Below are 20530 nucleotides of genomic sequence, written 5' to 3'. Positions count from 1 at the left end.
AAGTGCGAGTAGCGCAGTCCTGGCTGACCGAGATCCTGCAGCGCACCACTCCCGAGTGGTCGGTCTCCGCCGAAGAGCTCGACGCGGGCTTCGTCCGCGTCGGCCTCGAGGTGGAGGAGGTCGACGAGCTGGCGCCGATCGGCGGCGACATCGACAAGCCGCTGGTCGTCGGCCGGGTCGCCGAGATCACCGAGCTGACCGAGTTCAAGAAGCCGATCCGCTTCTGCAAGGTCGACGTCGGCAACCCCGAGCTGCAGGAGATCGTCTGCGGTGCCCGCAATTTCGCGGTCGGCGACCTCGTCGTCGTGGTGTTGCCGGGCGGCGAGCTGCCGGGCGGGTTCAAGATCTCCTCGCGCAAGACCTACGGGCACACCTCCAACGGCATGATCTGCTCGGTCGCCGAACTCGGCATCGGCAAGGATCACGACGGCATCCTGGTGCTCGAGCCCGGTTCCGCGCAGCCCGGTGACGACGCCAATGTGCTGCTCGGCACCGACGACACGATCATCGAACTCAACATCACCCCCGACCGCGGCTACTGCTTCTCGGTGCGCGGCCTGGCCCGCGAGCTGGCCTGCGGCTTCGACCTCGAATACGCCGACCCGGCCGTGCGGACCCTGCCCGACTCCGACGCGCTCGCCTGGCCGGTGCGGGTGGAGTCGGAGTCGGAGTGCACCCGCTTCGGCGTGCGCCGCGTCACCGGAATCGATCCCGACGCGGTGAGCCCGCTGTGGCTGCAGCGCAGGCTGATGCTGTCGGGCATGCGCCCGATCTCCCCGGCCGTCGACGTCACCAACTACGTGATGCTCGAACTCGGCCAGCCGCTGCACGCCTTCGACGCCGCCAAGCTGCACGGCGGCCTGGTCGTGCGCAACGCCAACCGGGGCGAGACCCTGCGCACCCTCGACGACACCGAGCGCACCCTCGACGCCGAGGACGTGGTGATCGCCGACGACTCCGGCGTCATCTCCCTCGCCGGTGTGATGGGCGGGGCGAGCACCGAGGTCGGCGAGGGCACCACCGATGTGGTGCTCGAGGCCGCCACCTGGAACCCGCTGCGGGTGTACCGGACCGGGCGCAGGCACAAGCTGTCCTCGGAGGCGGCCAAGCGCTACGAGCGCGTCGTCGACCCGGAGATCAACATCGTCGCGCTCGATCGCGCCGCCACCCTGCTCGCCGAGATCACCGGCGGCACCATCGAATCCGTGCTCACCGACATCCGCGTGCCGCTGGAACCGGCCGCGCCGATCGTCATGGACATCGATCTGCCCGACCGCGTCGCCGGCGTCACCTACCCGGCGGGCACGGCCGTGCGCCGGCTCGCGCAGATCGGCGCGAGTGTCGACATCGAGGTCAACGACGCGGGCAAGACCGAACTGCTGGTGAGCCCGCCGAGCTGGCGCCCCGACCTGACCCAGCCCGCCGACCTGGTCGAAGAGGTCCTGCGGCTGGAGGGCCTCGAGCAGATTCCGTCGGTGCTGCCCGCCGCGCCCGCCGGTCGCGGCCTGACCGCGAAGCAGAAGCGGCGCAGGGCCGTGAGCCGCGCGCTGGCCTTCGACGGCGCCGTCGAGGTGCCCGCACCGGTATTCCTGGCCGGTGACGTGTTCGATGTCTGGGGTCTGGACGCCGACGACCCGCGCCGCAACACCACCCGCGTGCTCAACCCGCTCGACGCCGAACGCCCCGAGCTGGCCACCACGCTGCTGCCCGGCCTGCTGGACGTGGCCGCGCGCAACATCTCCCGTGGTGCCCGCGACCTCACGATCTACGGCATCGCCCAGGTCGTGCTGCCGGGCGAGCAGACCCGCGCGGTCGAGGCGCTGCCGGTGGACCGTCGTCCCACCGACGAGCAGATCGCCGAACTGAACGCCTCGCTGCCCGAGCAGCCGGTGCACGTGGCGGCGGTGCTCAGCGGCAAGCGTGATCCGCGCGGGCCGTGGGGTCCGGGCCGCCCGGCCGAGGCCGCCGACACCTTCGCCCTGGTCGAGGCGGTGGCCGACGCGGCCGGTGTCACGATCGAGCGTCGCGGGGCCGCGTACCTGCCGTGGCATCCGGGTCGGTGCGCCGAACTGGTCGTCGACGGTGCCGTCGTCGGGCACGCGGGCGAGCTGCACCCGGCCGTGCTCGAGCGGGCCGGTCTGCCGCCGCGCACCTGCGCGCTCGAACTCGACCTCGACGCGCTGCCGCTGATCGAGTCGCGGCCCGCGCCGACGGTCTCGGCCTTCCCGGCCGTGCTGCAGGACGTGTCGATCAGCGTCGAGAAGGCCGTGCCCGCCGCGAGTGTCGAATCGGCCCTGCGTACCGGCGGCGGCGACCTGCTCGAGGACATCGCCCTGTTCGACGTCTACGAGGGCGCCCAGGCCGGTGAGGGCCGCAAATCCCTCACCTACGCCCTGCGCTTCCGCGCCCCCGACCGCACCCTCACCGAGGACGAGGCCAGCGCCGCCCGCGACGCCGCCGTCGCCTCGGCCACCACCGCGGTCGGCGCCGAACTGCGCGGCTGAACAATCGCCGAAGGGCGCCCGGTGCTGAACCGGGCGCCCTTCGCGTATTCGCCTGACGAGTATCCGCCCGTGCCTGAACCGCTACGGCGGAAACCACCTGCGAGAGAACCGCCTGGGCGCCTGCGATCGCGGCGATCACGCGGCTTGGCCGAAACAGCTCGGGGCCCTGACCCGGTCGGGACAGGCGTAGCGACGACCGCGCGGCCCGCCGGCGGCGGTATCGGTTAGGTTGGACGGCGTGTCGATGATGAAAGGTGCCAACGTAGCGGTGCCTGCCTCCGCGGTCCGGGTCGAATTGGGTTGGCAGTCGGGGCCGGGTGTGCCCGACGCCGACGCGTCCGCCCTGCTGCTCGCCGGGACGAAGGTGCGCTCCGACGACGACTTCGTGTTCTACAACCAGGCCGCCCACCCCTCGGGCGCGGTGCGCTACGAAGGTAAACAGCAGGGCCCGACCGTGGTCGACGCGCTGTCGGTGAACCTGGTTCAGGTGGAGTCCGACATCGAGAAGATCGTGCTGGCCGCCTCCGCCGACGGCGGCACCTTCGGCCAGTTCCACGGGCTCTACATCCGCATCGTCGACGCCGCCAACGGCGCCGAGGTGGCCCGCTTCGACAGCACCGGTGCCACCACCGAGACGGCCTTCGTGCTCGGGGAGCTCTACCGCCGCCAGGGCGCGTGGAAGTTCCGCGCGGTCGGCCAGGGCTACGACACCGGATTGGCCGGGCTGGCCACCGATTTCGGCATCTCCGTCGACGACGCCCCCGCCGCGCCGACACCACCGCCCGCGCCGCAGTTCGCGCCGCCGCCCGCCCCGCCTGCACCGCAGTTCGCTCCGCCCGCGCAGCCCTACGCCCCGCCCGCGCCTCCGGCCCACCAGCCGTACGCCCCGCCGCCCCCACCGCACGCGCCCGCGGGTCAGCCGCAGTTCGCGCCCCCGCCGCCCGGCCAGCCCTACGCCCCGCCGCCCCAGGCTCAGCCCCAATTCGCCCCGCCCCCACCGCCTTCCGCGCCGCAGCCCACCGGCGCCCCGGTGAACCTGGCCAAGCTCTCGCTGACCAAGGAATCGCCGTCGGTCTCGCTCACCAAGCACGGCGCCACCGGCGGCGCCATGCGGGTCAACCTCAACTGGACCTCGATGGCGGCCAGCGGCGGCCTGTTCGGCAAGTTGCGCGGCAAGAACATCGACCTCGACCTGTGCTGCTTCTACGAGCTGTCCAACGGCGCGATCGGCTCGGTCCGCGCGCTGGACCGGCGCTTCGGCGCCCTGTACGAGCCGCCGTTCATCCACCTCGACCAGGACGACCGCACCGGCGCCAGCGTCACCGGCGAGAACCTCTCGATCAACCTCGACCACACCCAGGCCTTCCGCCGCATCCTCGTCTTCGCCTCGATCTACGACGGGGCGACCGACTTCCGCAACGTCCATGCCACCGTCACCCTGTACCCGGTGAACTCGGCGCCGATCGAGATGACCCTCGACGGGTGCACCGACAACTCCCGCGACGCCGTGCTCGCCGTGCTGGACAACGTCAACGGGGAGCTGGTGGTCCGCCGCGAGGGCGCCTTCGTCCGTCCGCCCGCCGGGCAGCCGGGTGGCGGCGTCATCGAGATCGCGCGGCTCTACAACTGGGACTTCGGCTTCCAGGCGGGCCGCGGCAAGTGATCGGTCACCCCGCGACCCGGGTGCTGAACGCGCTGGTCTATCACCCCGACAAGCATGTCGCGCAGACCCCGGCCGCGTTCGGCCTCGACTACCGCGACCTGACCATGCGCACCGCCGACGGCCTCGACGTGCACGGCTGGTTCGTGCGCGCCGAGCGCCCCCGCGCGCACATCCTCTACGCGCACGGCAACGCGGGCACCATCGGCGACCGCGTCTCGATCATCGCGCTGCTGGTCGCGGCCGGTTTCGATGTCCTCGCCTTCGACTACCGCGGCTTCGGCCACAGCGCGGGTAGCCCGGGGGAGCAGGGCACCTACCTCGACGCGCGCGCCGCCCGCACGGCCCTGCTCGACCAGCCCGAGGTCGACCCGGACCGGGTGCTCTACCTAGGTAAATCCCTCGGCGGCGGGGTCCTGCTCGAACTGGCCACCGAGTTCCCGCCCGCGGGCATGATCCTGATGTCGACCTTCAGCGGCATGCGCGACGCCGCCCGCTCGGTCTACCCGTTCCTGCCCGCGCCGTTGATCCCGAACGCCTACCCGAGCCTGCGCCGCATCGCCGACCTGCGCGTGCCGGTGCTGATGATGCACGGCGACCGCGACGAGCTGCTCCCGCTGCGGCACGCCGAACGCCTGTACGCGGCGGCGAACGAACCCAAGGAGCTGGTCGTCGTCCCCGGCGCGGGCCACAACGACGTCATCGACACCCTCGGCCCGCGCTGGCCGCAACTCATCGGCGACTGGTTCGTCGCCTCGATCGCCTGAGACCGCCGTGTTCGAGGCCCGGGCGTGGGCGGCCGGTTCTGCGTAGCCTGGCGGTATGAGCGATACGAGCGAGATCCTCGGTCGGCTGGCCGCGCTGCCGGATGCCGAGCTGGTGTCGGTGCTGCGCGCCGCGGTCGCCGGGCGGCCGGGTCTGGCCGCGGTCGCCGCCGCACTGGCCGAGGCCGAAGCCGGTCATGGCGACATCGATCCCCCTGTGATGCTGGACACCGACATAGCCGATCCGAATGTGGCGCCCGTCGCATCGGAGCAGGTCGGAGGCGCCATTCCGGTACCGCCGGTACCGTCTGGGCTGCCGGGAACCCCCGCACCCACCGCGACCGGCGGATACTCCACTTCCGGAGTGCCGACATTCGACACCGTTCGCGATAAGGTCGAGCAGCGTTTCGGCACCGCGCAGGGAATGGGTGAACTCGACCGGCAGACTCCCGCGGGTCGCAGCGCCGACGAACAGTGGGAGGCGCGGGAGAAGGCCGCGCGCGAGCGTCTGGACCAGATCCGGAAATCGATGCACGGCAACGATTCCGGGGCCGACGACAAGTAGCCGCAAGGTCTCCCGTCCCGAGCAACGAACCGTGATGGGTGGACACACATGACACAGGCGCGCCAGATCGCCGAACGACTGCTCGACGCGCAGGTGGACTTCCTGCTCGCCGAGGTGACCGGCGACCGGTTCGCCGAGGTGATCGCCCGCGATGTGGCCGCCGTGCTCGCCGTGGGCGACACCATCGTCTTCGGTGACGTGGTGTCGCTGGAGCAGGGCGAGGAAACCGTCGCCACCGTCTTCGACCGCATCGGCGGCAGTCCGGTGATCGCCGACACCGTCGGCATCTTCTCCGACGCCATCTACGACCACATCGCCGCCAACACCGAATACACCCTCGGCGACGTGGTCGACCGGGAACCGGTGGAAGCGCTGCTGGAGAAGATCTTCGGCATGCACCAGGCCCAGGAGCGCATCCTGGACCGGCTCACCGAGAGCCCGCTCGTCGCCACCGTCGCCTCGCGTTTCGTCGACAAGCTGATCGGCGACTTCATGCAGGCCAATCGCGAACGCGCCGAGAAGATCCCGGGCGTCTCCTCGCTCATGTCGCTGGGCCAGTCGGCGGCGACCCGGGCCAAGAAGGTCGCCGACAGCACCTTCGTCGGTGACCTCGCGGGCAAGGGCGCGCTGTTCGCGCTCAAGCGCACCAACAACGCCATCCGCGACATGCTGCGTGACGCGCCGGTGCACTCGGCGGCCATGGAGTTCTGGGACCTGCACGCCGACGAGCCGGTCGCGGGCCTGCGTGAGTACCTGACCCAGAAGGACCTGAACGAGCTGGTCCAGATCTGCTACGAGATCGCGGTGACGACCAGGGAGAAGGAATACTTCGGCCTGCTGGTGCGCGAGTGCGTCGAGGTCTTCTACACCAAGTACAGCGACCACACGCTGTCGTCGATGCTGCCCGAACTCGGCCTGAGCGCCGAGGACGTGAGCGCCGAGATCCTGCGCTACGGGCCCGCCGTCATCGAATCGGCGAAACGCAACGGTGTGCTGGCCGGACTGATCCGGGAACGGCTCGAGCCGTTCTTCTTCTCCGAGCAGGTCCTCGGCATTCTCGGCGAGTGAACAGCGGCCGCTGAGCCGATTACGTCGATTCGCCACGGAATCGCCTGCTCGTCGTCTACTTTTCGTGCTGCGTTCATTTCCGGAATTCGCTCGGCGGGACCGAATGTGCCCGCCGTCACCGACATTCGGCGGGCCGAATGTATCGGGCACAAATCCGCCGGGTAACGCCCCGACCTGGGCCGTGGTGAGCTTTCGGCGACATCCTCGCCGCTCTGTTTCGGGCATGTTGAGATCAGTGCACGAAACCCGCTCCGGGGCCGCCCCGCCTTGACCGTGTTCGCCGCGGCGTGCAAGTTGACACCTGACTTTCGCTGGGCCGCCGGGAATTCCACCCGGCGGCATTTCAAAGGAGCAGGTGGTGCGCGCACGTTCCCGGCCGGATCGGACCGGAATCCGATCCACCTCGCCCGGGGTCGCGAGACTGCTCCGGCCGCGCACCATCGCCGGGCAGCTGGCCCGGATTCTGGCGGTGTCACTGGTGCTGGTGCTCGCGCTGCTCGGGCTCACGGTGTCCGGCCAGATCGGCGAATACCGGCGCAGCGGCGAGACCGTCGACGCGGTGGTGCTGGCGCTGGCCGCCCAGGACCTGGTGCACGAGTTGCAGCGCGAACGCGGGCTCAGCAACGGCCTGCTCGGCGGCGACGCGCGCCTCGGCCAGCCGGTGCTCGACCAGCGCACCGGCACGGACCTCGCCCTGCGGAACCTGTCGGCCACCGTGGCAGGCGATCCACCCGGCGCGAGCGAAGTGACCTCGGCCCTTGGCCACCTGACCGGCCTGCCGGGTGTGCGCTCCCAGATCGATACCCGCAATGTCACCCGGTCGGCGGCGTTCCAGTTCTACACCGACGGCATCGACGCGATGAACCGGCTGTTCCTCGGCCTCGACCAGGCCCGCGACCCGCAGGTCCGGCACGGCCTGCAGGCGCTCTACGCCCTCGGCGACGCCAAGGAGTTCAACGCGCGCGAACGCGGTTTCCTCAACGGGGTGTTCGCCGCCGGGGAGTTCGCGCCGGGGGAGTACGTGCAGTTCCTCGACATCCGCGCCGCGCGGACCGCCGCGCTCACCCAGTTCGGCCGCGACGCGACCGTCGCCCAGCGCGATCGCCTCGACGCGGTGCTCGCCGGCGAGAATGCCGCGCGCGCCGCCGAATCGGAGAACATCGCCATCGCCTCGACCGCGGGCCCGCTGACCCAGCAGGTCGACCCGGCGCGGTGGTGGGCACAGATGACGGCCGTGATCGACGACCAGCGCGGCGTGCAGCAGGCGATCGGCGACGACATCCGCGCCCGCGCCGACGAGCTGCGCCGTGAGGCCGCCCTGCTGCTCGCGGCCTTCGCGCTGGCCGCCCTGCTCGCGATCGCGGCGGAGTTCGCCCTGGTCTTCGCCAGTATCCGCGCCATCGTGCGCCCGCTGGCCCGGCTGGCCGCCGAAGCCGACGAGGTGGCCTCCGCCCGGCTGCCCGAGGTGATCGCGGCCTGGCGCGGTTCCGATACCCGGCCCGACCCGCCCGCACCGGTGCGCACCCCGCCCGGCGCGGGCGTCGAGATCGCCGCGGTGGCCGGGGCGCTGGACCGGGTCCAGACCACCGCGTTCGAGCTGGCCTCCGAGCAGGCGCTGGTGCGGCGCAACACCACCGAGTCGATGGCGAACCTGGCGCGGCGCAATCAGAATCTCGTGCGCAGGCAGCTGGGTTTGATCAGCGAATTCGAGCGCGAGGAACTCGATCCCAAGGCGCTGTCGAACCTGTTCGAACTCGACCATCTCGCCACCCGGATGCGCCGCAATGCCGAGAGCCTGCTGGTGCTCGTCGGCGAGGCGAGTCCGCGGCGGTGGGCCGAGCCGATCGCGCTCAGCGATGTCATCCGGGCAGGCTTGTCCGAGGTCGACGACTACCGCCGGGTGGTGCTGCGCCGGGTCGACGACCTCGCCGTCACCGGCGCGGTGGTCAGCGAACTCGCCCACATCCTGGCCGAACTCATCGAGAACGGCCTCGCGTTCTCCCCGCCCGATCTCGAGGTCGAGGTGTACGGGCGCCGGATGGCGGGCGGCTACCTGCTCGCCGTGGTCGACCACGGTGTCGGGATGCCCGCCGACGCCCTGGCCGAGGCCAATGCCCGCCTGCGCGGCGAACAGGACTTCATCGTCGCCTCCACCCGCTATCTGGGCCACTACGTCGTCGGTCGCTTGGCCGCCCGCCTCGGCATCGGCGTGGAACTCACCACCTCCCCGGTCAGCGGCATCGTCGCCCGCCTGCTCCTGCCGGCTGCGATCCTCGCCGACGAAACCGCCTCCCGCCCAACCGGTCCAACCGCAGTCGCCGAGGAGACACCGGCTGCCGACGCCGAATCGCTCGCGCCGACCCAGGCGATCGAGCCGGGCGCCCGTCTGGCACTGCCGCGGTCCGAGGCCACGACAGGTCCCTCCGCGTCCACCCACTCGGGCAGCCGGGAGCCCGAGCGGTCGACCCCGAACGGCGCCACCGCGCACCCGACCGAATCCGTCTACGCCCAATTCTTCAGCAGCGCAACAGCACCCGGATCGGCCACCAACCCGACCTCGGCTGGTCCAGCATCGGAACCGAGCACCGACCCCGGCCACAGCGCCCGGATGACTTCCGAACCGATCGGCGACAACAGGGACCTGGACAGCCCGGCGGCCCCTGTCGAACGAACGCGCAACGGCCTGGTGAAACGGCCCAAGCGCGCCAGACCTGCCGGCCCGGATCGCCCGCACCACGATCCGCTCCCGCACCAGGACCGCCCACCCGCGCCCGACCGCACCCCCGACCAGACGCGCAGCATGCTCGCCTCGTTCCGCACCGGCCACGAACGCGGCGGGCTCGGGACCGAACTGTCGTCCACCCCTGCCGAGCACACCCGCTGACCGAGCGGACCCGACCTCAGGAGACCCGGTGACCACCCAGCTACCGACCGCCGATCCGCACACCTTCAACTGGCTGCTCGGCAACTTCGTCCGCAATACCGACGGGGTGCGCGACACGGTCGCCGTGTCCTCCGACGGACTGCTCATCGCCATGTCCGAGGGCCTGGACCGGGCGGGCGCCGACCGGCTGGCGGCCATGGTGTCGGGATTGTCGAGCCTGGCCCGCAGTGCTTCGCGCAGTTACGATTTCGACGGCCTGAAGCTGATCATGATCGAGATGAAGCGCGGCTTCCTGCTGGTCTCGGCGCTCGGCGACGGCAGCTGCCTCGGGGTGATCGCCGACGGTGGCTGCGATGTCGGGCTGGTCGGCTACGAGATGGCGGTGCTCGCCGAACGCGCCGGATCGCTGCTCGACCCGCTGCTGATCAGCGAACTGCGCGAGTCGTTGCGCAGATGAGAGATTCCGACCGGCCCCGCCTGCCCGATCCGCGCATGATCCCGGTGCGCACGCCGACCGGCTGGCGCGGCCCGCTGCCCACGGCCGACGAACAGGTCGCCGACCCTGGCGACGACCGATTCGTCCGCCCGTTCGTCGTCACCGCGGGCCGCACCGTCCCGGTCCTGGACGGCCTGCGCATCGAAACCCTCGTCCAGGCACCGCCCTCGGCCCTGTCGGCGCCGCTGCGGTTCGAGGAGAGCGCCGTCGTGCGGCTGTGCCTGCGGCCACATTCCATCGCCGAAATCGGTGCCGCCCTGCGGGTTCCGGTCGGCATCGCCAAGGTGATCGTCAGTGATCTGGTGGCGGCGGGGCACGTGACCGTCCGTGACGCGCCGGAGCTGTCGACCGCCGCCATCGAGAGGATCAGGGATCTTGTCCGGGCACTCTGAATTCCGTACGCCGGCGATGCCGTCCTCGGTGAAGATCGTGGTCAGCGGCGGCTTCGGCGTCGGCAAGACCACCTTCATCGGCGCCATCTCCGAGATCGAGCCACTGGTCACCGAGGCCTCGATGACCGAGGTGTCGATCGGCATCGACGACCCCGGCCACCGCGCCGACAAGACCGCGACCACCGTGGCCCTCGACTTCGGCCGCATCACCCTCGACGACTCACTGATCCTGTACCTGTTCGGCACTCCCGGCCAGGACCGCTTCGTGTTCCTCTGGGACGACCTCGTCGACGGCGCCCTCGGCGCGGTGATCGTCGTCGACACCAGTCGCGTCGAGGACTGCTACCCCGTCCTGGACTACTTCGAAGACCACAACACCCCTTTCATCATCGTGGTCAACCGCTTCGACGACGCCCCGCACTTCGACCTGGACGAGGTCCGCGAAGCCCTCGGCCTCGCCGACTGGATCCCCGTCCTCGACTGCGACGCCCGCGACCGCGACTCCGTCAAGAACACCCTCGTAGCCCTCCTCGAACAGGTCCTCCTGCACCGAGCCCACCCCCGCCACCGCGAGGTCAGCTGACACCTGGACAAACGATCACCACGCTCTGGTGGCGGCATCGGCCGAGAGCCGACCGCCACCAGAGCGTGGTGATCTCGATATGTCAGGCGGTGCCGAGGGGCGTGCCGAACCAGGAGGCGAACTTGGCGGAGAGGGTCTCGCCGAGGAAGTCCAAGGCGCCGGGGGTGGCGGCCATGGTGCCCGCGTCGGAGGTGGTGCAGCCGGGGGCAGCGGGGATGCCGTTGAGGCGGTCACGCAGCCAGACCAGGGCGGCGGGGCCGCCGACGACCTCGGCCACGATGTGTTCGCTGGCGTGGTCGCGGGTGTAGGTGAGCGAGGTCCCGGGGGTGCGGCAGTAGGTGTCGACGAGTTCGTTGGTCGACGACAGCGGCAGGATCTCGTCCCAGGCGGAGTGCCAGATGAACATCGGCACACCGGGGGTGGTCTTGCCCATCTTGGTGTCGGCGAGCATCTCCGCGACCGGCGGATCGCCGAACTGCTCACCCTCGGAGCCGATCATGCCGGTCAGGTCGAGGAACGGCAGCAGGGCCGACTGGTACTGCACGCACAGCGACGACTTGATCGCGGCCAGTCCCTTGCCGAGCGGATGGAGTCGCTGGTCGAGATAGGCGGCGAAATCAGGATATTCGCGCGTGAGGCCGAGGACGGCGGCGAAGACCAGGCCCGAGGTGAGCTGATGGTTCGCCATCAGCAGCGCCGCACCGAGATCGGCGCCGACGCCGCCTTCGGCCACGCCGACGATGTTGAGCTCGGGCGCGTAGGAGGCGTGCAGTTCGGCGGCGTGACCGGTCGCGATCGACCCGCCGGAGTAGCCGTAGAGCCCGACCGGCGCGGTCGGCCCGGCCTCGAGCGGGGCGAAGTTGGTGGCGGCGCGAATGCCGTCGAGGGTGATCCGGCCCGCCAGCGGACCGGCGGCATAGGCCGAATTCGGCCCCTGATGATCCGGCACCACCACGGCCCAGCCCTGCGCCAGCGCCGCCTGCGCGAACAGGAATTCGGCGGGCACCACGATCTGGCCCGCGAGCGGAGCGACCGAAAGATGTTGCAGCGCGTAGGACGGCGCGCAGTAGCCCGCGGTCGAGTCCTCGGCCATCTGCACCGAGAGCAGCTTGCGCGGCTCCACCGCCTGACCGCGCGGCTTGATCAGCGTCGCCACCGCGGGGATCGCCTCGTCACGGCTGTTGTTCGAGCGATACGACACCTGCCAGGCGTCCACGTCCACCGGCAGGATGCCGAAATCGGCGATGTTCACCTGCCGGGCCGCGATGATCGCGCCGGGCGCGGTCGCCGCGACCACCTCGGCGGGCGGGCGGTAGAAGCCGGGATCGAGCTCGGGCGGCAGGGGGATCACCGGTGCCGGGGCGATGGGCGCGGGCTCGGCGGCGACCGAGCCCGCCGCGACGACCGATGCCGTCAGGATCACGCCGGTGACCAGGGCGAACCACCGCAGAACGGTAGGAGATTTCATCGTGCACAGTCCTCACAGGAATTGAGACTGCTCCGTCTCAATGACGGCTACTATGGCACGACTGTGGCGTAGATCGCAATCAGCGAGTGGCGTCGGCCGACGTCAGCGCGGTGAGCAGGGTGGAGAAGACATCGACGAGCACCTCGACCGGCGGGCGCGGGTCGTCGAGACTCCATTGGTGCACCGCGCCGTTGACGGCGCCGATGAACGCGGCCATCGCCACCCGCCAGCCACCGGGTGGTGTGCGCGCGTCGGGCAGCCCGGCGGTCGCCGCGGCGACCACCTCGCCCCAGCGGTCCCGGATCTGCGCGCGATGGGCCTCGACCGCCGGGCTCACGCCGACGATCTCCACGAAAGCGACCTTGACACAACGGATGTCGGCGGTGATGGCCTGGGTGTAGGCCCGCACGGCGGCATCGATGATCACCCGCACCTCGGCGGTCTGCACCGCTGTGATCGCCGTGATGACCGCGTCCCTGGCCCGGTCCTGCACGGTGTCGTAGACCGCGACGAGCAGTTCCTCCCGCCCGGCGAACAGCTCGTAGAACTGCCGCCGCGACAGCCCCGCCGTCGCGCACACGTCACTGAGCGAACTGTTCGCGTACGACTTCTCGGCGAACACGGTCAGCCCCGCCTCGATGAACAGCGCCCGGCGCTCGAGTTGCCGCTCGGCGACCGAGGTGCCGGTGTAGTTGTGTCGGGTCCGGGCTGGCGTCACGGCTCCGACCCTACTGCGCGGCCCCGCGGCGCGAACCCGGCAGTCGGGCGCCGCCCTAGACTCGGCGGGATGGGCGAGCACAAGCAGCGGATGTTGGCGGGCGAGCTGTACAAGGACAGCGATCCCGAGCTGGTGGCCGAACGGCAACGCGCGCAACGATTGTGCGACGAGTTCAACCGCACCGGACCCGACGAGACCGACCGCCGCACCACCGTCCTGCGAGATTTGCTGGGCAAGCTCGGCGAGGGCTCCTGGATCATGCCGCGGTTCCAGTGCGACTACGGCTACCTCGTCGAGATCGGGTCCAACAGCTTCCTCAACTACGACGCCATCCTGCTCGACTGCGCCCCGATCGTGATCGGCGACGACTGCTCGATCGGCCCCCGCGTCCAGCTGCTGACCGCGCTGCACCCGATGGACGACCACGACAAGCGCAGGCAGCGGTGGGAATCGGCGGCACCGATCCGGATCGGGAACAACGCGTGGTTCGGCGGCGGGGTGATCGTGTGCCCCGGCGTGACCATCGGCGACGACGTGGTGGTCGGTGCGGGCAGCGTGGTCACCCGCGACCTGCCCGACCGGGTGTTCGCGGCGGGTAACCCGGCCCGGGTGATCCGGCAGCTCTGAGTTTGCCGACCGCTCCCGGGGTGTACGCACGACGACGCCCGCACCGCGACATGCGGGCCGGGTGCGGCGTCGGGTCGCGCCCGCCCGCCTGCGGCAATACTGTCTTTCCATGGGCGAATCGCGAATCGAGACGGAGCAGGAAGCCACCCGACCGCTGCGCGAGGACATCCGGTTTCTCGGCGGCATCCTGGGCGACACCCTCCGCGACCATGAAGGACCCGAGGTGTTCGATCTGGTCGAGCGGGTGCGGACCGAGGCGTTCCGGGTGCGCCGCGAGGAGGTCGAGCGCAGTGCCGTCGCCGACATGCTCGACGGCACCCCCACCGAGGTCGCGATTCCGCTGATCCGCGCGTTCAGCTATTTCGTGCTGCTGGCGAATCTGGCCGAGGACCTCCAGCGCGACCGGCGCCGCGCGGTGCACGTGGCGGCGGGGGAGCCGCCGCAGGACTCCTCACTGGCCGCCACCTACGACAAGCTCGACGCCGCGGCCATCGACGGCGCGACGGTGGCCGACCTGCTCACCGACGCGCTCGTCTCCCCGGTCATCACCGCCCACCCGACCGAGACCCGCAGGCGCACCGTCTTCGACGTGCAGGCCAAGATCACCGAGCTGATGCGCCTGCGCCGCCGCCTCGCGCCCGGTGAACCCGGCTACGACGAATCGGAACTCCGGATCCGGCGCGAGGTGCTCACCCTGTGGCGCACGGCGCTGATCCGGTTGGCGCGCTTGCGGATCCAGGACGAGATCTCGGTGGGCCTGCGCTACTACGACCTCACCCTCTACGACGTGATCCCGGCCATCAACGCCCAGGTCCGCGCCGCCCTGCGCTTCCGCTGGCCCGAGGTCGACCTGCTCCCGCGCCCCATCCTGCGCCCCGGCTCCTGGATCGGTGGCGACCGCGACGGAAACCCCTTCGTCACCGCCGAAGTCGTGCACACCGCCGCCGAACAGGCCGCCGCCTACGCGTTCGGCCGGTATCTGCGCGAGCTGGTCGAACTGGAGAAGACGCTGTCGCAGTCGGGCCGCCTGGTCCAGGTGACGCCCGCGGTGGCCGCCCTCGCCGAGGCGGGCTATCCCGACCCGGCGTTCTTCGCCGACGAACCGTATCGCCGTGCGCTGCACGCGATCCGGGCCCGCCTGAGTGCTACCGCCCGGCGCTCGCTCGGCGAGCTGCCCGAGCACGGTCTCGACACCGAGGCCGCGCCGTATCCCACCCCGCAGGCGGTCCTCGACGACCTCGACGCGATCGATGTGTCGATGCGCGCCACCGGCGATGCCCTGCTCGCCGACGACCGCCTCGCCGCCCTGCGCCACGCCATCGAGACCTTCGGTTTCCACCTGCAGGGCCTGGACATGCGCCAGAACTCGGAGGTGCACGAGCAGGTCGTCACCGAACTGCTGGCCTGGTCGGGCGTGCACGCGGACTATCCGAGCCTGACCGAGGCCGAGCGCGTCGAGCTGCTCGCCGCCGAATTGCGCACGCGCCGACCACTTCTGGGCCCGAACGCCCAGCTGAGCGAGCTCGCCGTCAAGGAATTGGGGGTGCTGCGCGCCGCCAAGGACGTGATCGACACCTTCGGCGCCGCCGCCATCCCGAACTACATCATCAGCATGTGCACCTCGGTCAGCGACATGCTCGAGGCCGCGCTGCTGCTCAAGGAGGCGGGCATCCTCGACCCGGGCTCCGCCGAGAACCAGTCGAGCTGTCCCGTCGGCATCGTTCCGCTGTTCGAGACCATCGAGGACCTCGCCGCGGGCGCGTCGACCCTGGCCGCGGTGCTCGAGGTGCCGGTGTACCGCGAGCTCGTCGCGACCGCCGGGATGCGGCAGGAGGTGATGCTCGGCTACTCCGATTCCAACAAGGACGGCGGGTATCTGGCCGCGAACTGGGCGCTGTACCGCGCGGAACTGGATCTGGTGGAGGTGGCGCGCAAGTCGGGGATCCGGCTACGGCTGTTCCACGGGCGCGGCGGCACGGTCGGCCGTGGCGGTGGGCGCAGCTACGACGCCATCCTGGCCCAGCCCGCCGGTGCGGTGCGTGGCTCGCTGCGGCTCACCGAACAGGGTGAGGTGATCGCCGCCAAGTACTCCGAACACGGTGCGGCACACCGCAATCTGGAATCACTGATCGCCGGAACCCTCGAGTCGACCCTGCTGGATGTGGAGGGTCTCGGCGAGGACGCCGAACCGGCCTACGAGCTGCTCGACGATCTGGCCGCCCGCGCCCGCGCCGCCTACGCGCGCCTGGTGCACGAGACCCCGGGCTTCGTCGAGTACTTCCGCCAGTCCACCCCGGTCGCCGAGGTCGGCGATCTCAACATCGGCAGCCGCCCCGCCTCGCGCAAGCCCACCAACTCGGTCTCGGACCTCCGGGCCATCCCGTGGGTGATGGCCTGGAGTCAGGCGCGGGTCATGCTGCCCGGCTGGTACGGCACCGGCACCGCGCTCGAGGACTGGGTGGGCGATGATCCCGAACGTCTGGCCCGGCTCACCGACCTCTACCAGCGCTGGCCGTTCTTCCGGACGGTGCTGTCGAACCTGGCGCAGGTGATGGCCAAGAGCGATCTCGACATCGCCGCCCGCTACGCCGATCTCGTCGTCGACGAGACCCTGCGCGCGCAGATCTTCGGCATGATCCGCGACGAGCACGCCCGCACCATCCGCATGTACCTGGCGGTCACCGGCCACCCCGGCCTGCTCAGCGACAACCCGTCGCTGGCGGAGTCGATCCACAACCGCTTCCCCTACCTGGAGCCCCTGAATCAGCTCCAGGTGGACCTGCTGCGCAGGCTGCGCGGCGGTGACGATTCCGAACTGGTGAAGCGGGGCATCCTGCTCACCATGAACGGCCTGGCCACCGCCCTGCGCAACTCTGGCTAGCGGCCTACAGGCAGACGCTGATGCTGATCGGACCGATCGGGATGCTGGCGCACACGGCGACCGAACCGACGACCGGCTGCGCGGTGGCCGCCGAAGCGGTACCGGCGCCGAGGGCGGTGACGGACAGGGCGACGGCGGCGACGGCGAACGGTCGGGCAATCTTGGCGAACATAGGCTGATCCTCGGGTAGAACGGGCACTACAGCCTCCGGGTACGGAGGCCGACTCATCAGAACACGGTACTCGGCCCGATATCCCCGGAATCGGAACGCTCAGTCGGTGACGACGGCGATCGCGTCGATCTCCACCAGCATCTCCTCGCGCGGCAGCCCGGTGAAGACGGTGGTCCGCGCGGGCAGTACGCCGTTGGTGGTGTGCTTGGTGACGAACTCGCCGTACGCGCCGTTCATGATCGTGAAGTCCTCGCGCTTGGTGAGGTAGACGCGCAGCATCACCACATCGTCGAAGCTCGCCCCGGACGCCTCGACGATCGCGCGCACGTTCATCAGGGTGCGGGTGGTCTGGGCGGCGACATCGCCGGGGTGCAGGTACTCGTTGGTCTCCGGGTCGACCGGGCCCTGCCCGGAGACCTGGACGAACGGTCCCTTGCGCACACCCTGGGAGAAGGTGTGGGCGGGTGCGGGCGCGTCGGCGGTGCGGACAGCGATCTTGTCGGACATGGTCAGCCTTTCCTCGCGGTGACGGCTCGGCGGGGGTCCCAGCCGAGTTCGGTGGAGATGGCATCGGCCGTCGCCCGGATCTGGGGGAGCAGCGCGAGTACCTGATCGTGGTCGAGCAGGACGTCGGGCACCGAGATCGACACGGCGGCCACGACGGCGCCGATCCCGTCGCGCACCGGCACCCCGATGCAGTTGACGAAGCTCTCGTGTTCCTCGTGGTCCTCGGCGAATCCCTGCGCGGCGACGAGCTCGAGCTCGGCCAGATACTGCTCGGGGGTGCGCAGGGTGCGGGTGGTGAACGGGTGGAAGTCCAGGCGCGCGGCGACTGCGGGCCATTCCGCGCGCGGGAGGGCCGCGACGAGCACCTTGCCGACCGCGGTGCAGTGCAGCGGTGCGGGCCTGCCGATCCGGGAGTACATGCGCACCGCCTGTTCGGCGTCGACCTTGTCGATGTAGACGGCGTCGCCGGATTCGTAGGCGGCCAGGTGCACCGTCTGGCCGGTGGCCGCGCCCAGCGCGCTCAGGTGCGGCCGCGCGACCGTGCGCACGTCGCGGTTCTCCAGTGCGTGACTGGCCAATTCGAACATCCGCGCGCCCAGCGAGTACCGATGGGCGTTGTCGCGCACGACGAATCGTTCGGCCTGCATGGTCTGCAACAGCCGCAGCACCGTCGACTTGTGGACCCCGAGCCGCCCGGCCAGGTCGTCGAGGGACTGCGAGTCCTCGCCGAGGGCGATGAGAATGGACAGGGCGCGCGACACGCTTTGACTCATCGCCCGATCGTCCCATCCAGCGCGTCCGGGTAGCGCAACCCGGCCCATACCCGGGCGGGCAGCGCCGCCAGCCGTTGAATGTCTTGCACCGGAGGAAGTTTCGCGGCATCACCGGTGGCGGTGAGCGCGGCGGCGGCGCACAGGTGGCCGTAACACAGGCGGGTGCGCGGGTCGGTGCCGTGCAGCAGGGCCGAGAGGTAGCCGCCCGCGAACGCGTCACCGGCGCCGATGCGTTCGGTGAGGTCGAGGGTCAGCGCGGGCACCTCGATCGCGGTGCGGCCGTCGAATCCGGTCACGGTGTGCTTGTCGTTCTTGACGATCAGCTGGGCCGGTTCGGGGAACAGCGCGCGCAACGCGGCGGGGTCACCGGTGCCGAAGAGCTCCTCGGCCTCGTCGGCGCCGAGCAGTGCCACATCGGCGCCACGCACGTGCGCGGCGAGTTCGTCGGCCGCCGCGTCGAGGCGCGAACCCCACAGGGCCGGACGGTAATTCAGGTCGAAGCTGACCAGTCGGTCGCGGCGGGGCAGGGCGAGCAGGGTGCGGGTCAGCTCGTTCGCCGAGGCCGACAGCGCCGGGGTGATGCCGGTGAAGTGCACTAGATCGGCGCGGTCGAGCAGGTCGGCGGCGGCGTCGCGTGCGAGGTCTGCGGGGGACAGGGCGCTGGCGGCCGAGCCCGCCCGGTAGTAGAGCATCCGGCTGCTGTGTGCAGGGAGATCGTGCGGTGCGCCGGAACCGCTGCCGCGCTCCTTGACGTAGACCCCGGTCGGCCGCGCCGGATCGACCGTCACCGCCCCGACATCGACGCCGTGCGCGGCCAGCTCGGCGACCAGATAGCGCCCGAACCCGTCCTCGCCCACCCGCGACAGCCAGGCCGCCGAGACACCGAGCTGGGTGAGCACCATCGCCACATTGGCCTCCGCGCCACCCGCCCCGCGCTCGAACTGCGCGGACTGCTCGAGCGGTCCCGGCCGGGCGACGAGCACGGCCAGCCCCTCGCCGACGGTGACCGCCCTGGGCTGCTCCGATGTTGTCTGCGTCACCTTCTTCGCCCTTTCGTGCTTGCGGTCACTGCCTCTGCGATGCACAATAACGAGCAGAAACACTGAATGCAACCAGCGTTGCACAGTATGCAATGCGTGTCTGATATGACCGCTCGGCCCGGTATTCCCGGCCGGATCGAGGAAAGGGATGCTGTGAAAATCGACAACGGCGTCGTGGACGCGCTCGCCGAGGAGTCGCTCGGGCCGCACCACAAGAGCGTCCCGCCCGCGGCGTGGGGCCGCACCGCAGGCGAATACCTCGCGAGCGCACCGGAACTCGCGCAGTGGCAGACGCCGCTGCTCACCCTCGATCGCGGCAGGCTCGACGCGAACCGCGCCCTGATGGCGCAGTGGTCCGCCGCCGCGGGCGTCGCGCTCGCCCCGCACGGCAAGACCACGATGGCGCCGCAGCTGTGGCGCGAACAGCTCGACGCCGGATCGTGGGCGATCACCCTCGCCACGGCGTGGCAGGCCCAGCTCGCGCGCTCGTTCGGCGTCGGGCGGATCATGCTGGCCAACACCCTCGTCGATCCGGTCGGCCTGGCCTGGGTCGCCGCGGAATCCGCGCGCGATGCCGGTTTCGAGTTCTTCTGCTGGGCCGACAGCGTCGCCACCGTGGAACTGATGGACAAGATCCTGCGCGATACGCCGTCGAGCCCGCCGGTGCGCGTGCTCGTCGAGCTCGGTGGCCCGCACGGACGCACCGGGGCGCGTACCCGGGCCGAGGCCCGCGCCGTCGCGGCCGCCCTGCAAGCGAGCGAGCGGCTCGAACTGGCCGGGGTCGCCGGGTACGAAGGCGCGCTGGCGCACGATCGCAGTACCGAGGGCCTCGCCGCCGTGCGCTCCTACCTGGTCGAACTCGCCGCCCTGCACCGCGAACTCACCTACCCGGGCCCGGCCGTCGTCACCGCCGGTGGCAGCGCCTATCCCGAACTGGTCGTCGCCGAACTGGCCGCCCTGGCCGACGACACCACCACGGTCGTCCTGCGCAGCGGCGCCTATCTCATCCACGACGACGGCTTCTACGCGGGCATCTCCCCGCTGGCCGCCCCCGCGGTGGAACCGGGCCTGCGCGCCGCGATGCACGGCTGGGCGCGGGTGGTCTCGCGACCCGAACCCGAACTGGCCCTGCTCGACGGCGGCAAACGCGACTTCCCCTTCGACGAGGGCCTGCCCGTGCCCCAGTTGGTCGTCGGTTCCGGCACCACCCTGCCGCCGACGGCCACGGTCACCGCGCTCAACGACCAGCACACCTTCCTGCGGCTGCCCGGCGCCGCGGCCACCGACCTGCCCGTCGGCAGCATCGTGCGCCTCGGCCTGTCGCACCCGTGCACCGCCTTCGACAAATGGCGGCTCATCCCGGTGCTCGACAGCGCCGACGCCACCGACCCCCGCGTGGTCGACCTGATCCGCACCTACTTCTGACGG

Annotated in this window: 18 protein-coding genes; 12 read left to right on the top strand and 6 right to left on the bottom strand. The window is 70.8% G+C overall.

The annotated features are described in order from the left end of the window. Nucleotides 1–2 precede the first annotated feature (2 nt). The 9 genes from pheT to ACFVVM_RS30015 all read left to right on the top strand — a co-directional run bounded on the left by pheT (nucleotide 3) and on the right by ACFVVM_RS30015 (nucleotide 10916). Entirely contained in the window at nucleotides 3–2504 is a 2502-nt protein-coding gene (gene pheT, locus ACFVVM_RS30055) for a phenylalanine--tRNA ligase subunit beta (RefSeq protein ID WP_387625194.1), read from the top strand. Nucleotides 2505–2748: 244 nt separating this feature from the next. Beyond that, complete coding sequence (locus ACFVVM_RS30050; RefSeq protein WP_387625454.1) at nucleotides 2749–4167, top strand: TerD family protein; 1419 nt, start codon at nucleotides 2749–2751, stop codon at nucleotides 4165–4167. Next, nucleotides 4164–4931, top strand: coding sequence for an alpha/beta hydrolase (locus ACFVVM_RS30045; RefSeq protein ID WP_387625192.1), 768 nt, complete (start codon nucleotides 4164–4166; stop codon nucleotides 4929–4931). Before ACFVVM_RS30050 ends, ACFVVM_RS30045 begins: the two co-directional genes overlap by 4 nt. Nucleotides 4932–4986: 55 nt before the next feature. Then, entirely contained in the window at nucleotides 4987–5493 is a 507-nt protein-coding gene (locus tag ACFVVM_RS30040; protein ID WP_387625190.1) for a PspA/IM30 family protein, read from the top strand. 48 nt (nucleotides 5494–5541) lie between these two features. Continuing rightward, nucleotides 5542–6561, top strand: a complete 1020-nt coding sequence (locus ACFVVM_RS30035; RefSeq protein WP_387625188.1) for a hypothetical protein — start codon at nucleotides 5542–5544, stop codon at nucleotides 6559–6561. Nucleotides 6562–6919: 358 nt separating this feature from the next. Further along, nucleotides 6920–9445, top strand: coding sequence for a nitrate- and nitrite sensing domain-containing protein (locus ACFVVM_RS30030; protein WP_387625186.1), 2526 nt, complete (start codon nucleotides 6920–6922; stop codon nucleotides 9443–9445). Between the two features lie 28 nt (nucleotides 9446–9473). Continuing rightward, nucleotides 9474–9902, top strand: coding sequence for a roadblock/LC7 domain-containing protein (locus ACFVVM_RS30025; protein WP_387625184.1), 429 nt, complete (start codon nucleotides 9474–9476; stop codon nucleotides 9900–9902). Next, nucleotides 9899–10333 (top strand): DUF742 domain-containing protein, encoded by a 435-nt coding sequence (locus ACFVVM_RS30020; protein WP_387625182.1) that lies wholly within the window; start codon nucleotides 9899–9901, stop codon nucleotides 10331–10333. The genes ACFVVM_RS30025 and ACFVVM_RS30020 overlap by 4 nt, the downstream gene beginning before the upstream one ends. A gap of 37 nt (nucleotides 10334–10370) precedes the next feature. Continuing rightward, the gene (locus tag ACFVVM_RS30015) at nucleotides 10371–10916 is read left to right on the top strand and encodes an ATP/GTP-binding protein (RefSeq protein ID WP_387625452.1); all 546 of its coding nucleotides are present in this window, start codon (nucleotides 10371–10373) and stop codon (nucleotides 10914–10916) included. Nucleotides 10917–10998: 82 nt separating this feature from the next. Here the strand turns inward: ACFVVM_RS30015 and ACFVVM_RS30010 are convergent, their stop codons facing one another. Together ACFVVM_RS30010 and ACFVVM_RS30005 are read right to left on the bottom strand one after the other, a co-directional pair. Beyond that, nucleotides 10999–12384 carry a lipase family protein gene (locus tag ACFVVM_RS30010; protein WP_387625180.1) on the bottom strand — a complete coding sequence of 462 codons (1386 nt, stop codon included), beginning with the start codon at nucleotides 12382–12384 and terminating at the stop codon, nucleotides 10999–11001. Nucleotides 12385–12463: 79 nt separating this feature from the next. Further along, nucleotides 12464–13102, bottom strand: coding sequence for a TetR/AcrR family transcriptional regulator (locus ACFVVM_RS30005; RefSeq protein WP_387625178.1), 639 nt, complete (start codon nucleotides 13100–13102; stop codon nucleotides 12464–12466). Nucleotides 13103–13171: 69 nt separating this feature from the next. Here ACFVVM_RS30005 and ACFVVM_RS30000 point away from each other — a divergent pair, with 69 nt between their 5' ends. Both ACFVVM_RS30000 and ppc read left to right on the top strand, forming a co-directional pair. After that, nucleotides 13172–13729: a sugar O-acetyltransferase gene (locus ACFVVM_RS30000; protein ID WP_387625176.1), complete on the top strand. Its 558-nt coding sequence runs from the start codon at nucleotides 13172–13174 to the stop codon at nucleotides 13727–13729. Nucleotides 13730–13838: 109 nt separating this feature from the next. Then, nucleotides 13839–16610 carry a phosphoenolpyruvate carboxylase gene (gene ppc / locus ACFVVM_RS29995; RefSeq protein WP_387625174.1) on the top strand — a complete coding sequence of 924 codons (2772 nt, stop codon included), beginning with the start codon at nucleotides 13839–13841 and terminating at the stop codon, nucleotides 16608–16610. A 4-nt stretch (nucleotides 16611–16614) separates the two neighbouring features. Here the strand turns inward: ppc and ACFVVM_RS29990 are convergent, their stop codons facing one another. The 4 genes from ACFVVM_RS29990 to ACFVVM_RS29975 form a co-directional block, all read right to left on the bottom strand. Then, a complete protein-coding gene (locus ACFVVM_RS29990) occupies nucleotides 16615–16782 on the bottom strand; it encodes a hypothetical protein (protein WP_387625172.1) in 168 nt (55 codons plus the stop codon). A 99-nt stretch (nucleotides 16783–16881) separates the two neighbouring features. Next, a complete protein-coding gene (locus ACFVVM_RS29985; protein ID WP_387625170.1) occupies nucleotides 16882–17289 on the bottom strand; it encodes a RidA family protein in 408 nt (135 codons plus the stop codon). Nucleotides 17290–17291: 2 nt separating this feature from the next. Then, the gene (locus tag ACFVVM_RS29980) at nucleotides 17292–18062 is read right to left on the bottom strand and encodes an IclR family transcriptional regulator (RefSeq protein WP_387625168.1); all 771 of its coding nucleotides are present in this window, start codon (nucleotides 18060–18062) and stop codon (nucleotides 17292–17294) included. After that, nucleotides 18059–19102 carry a sugar kinase gene (locus ACFVVM_RS29975; RefSeq protein WP_387625166.1) on the bottom strand — a complete coding sequence of 348 codons (1044 nt, stop codon included), beginning with the start codon at nucleotides 19100–19102 and terminating at the stop codon, nucleotides 18059–18061. The genes ACFVVM_RS29980 and ACFVVM_RS29975 overlap by 4 nt, the downstream gene beginning before the upstream one ends. A 105-nt stretch (nucleotides 19103–19207) precedes the next feature. Between ACFVVM_RS29975 and ACFVVM_RS29970 the strand changes: the two genes are divergently transcribed. Beyond that, complete coding sequence (locus tag ACFVVM_RS29970) at nucleotides 19208–20527, top strand: amino acid deaminase (protein ID WP_387625450.1); 1320 nt, start codon at nucleotides 19208–19210, stop codon at nucleotides 20525–20527. Nucleotides 20528–20530: the final 3 nt, after the last annotated feature.

This window comes from Nocardia sp. NPDC058176 (genome assembly GCF_042883805.1).
In the GTDB taxonomy this organism is placed as follows: domain Bacteria; phylum Actinomycetota; class Actinomycetes; order Mycobacteriales; family Mycobacteriaceae; genus Nocardia.
Note: the sequence above shows the minus strand (reverse complement) of the source record. Positions and strands in the feature narration are given on the sequence as shown.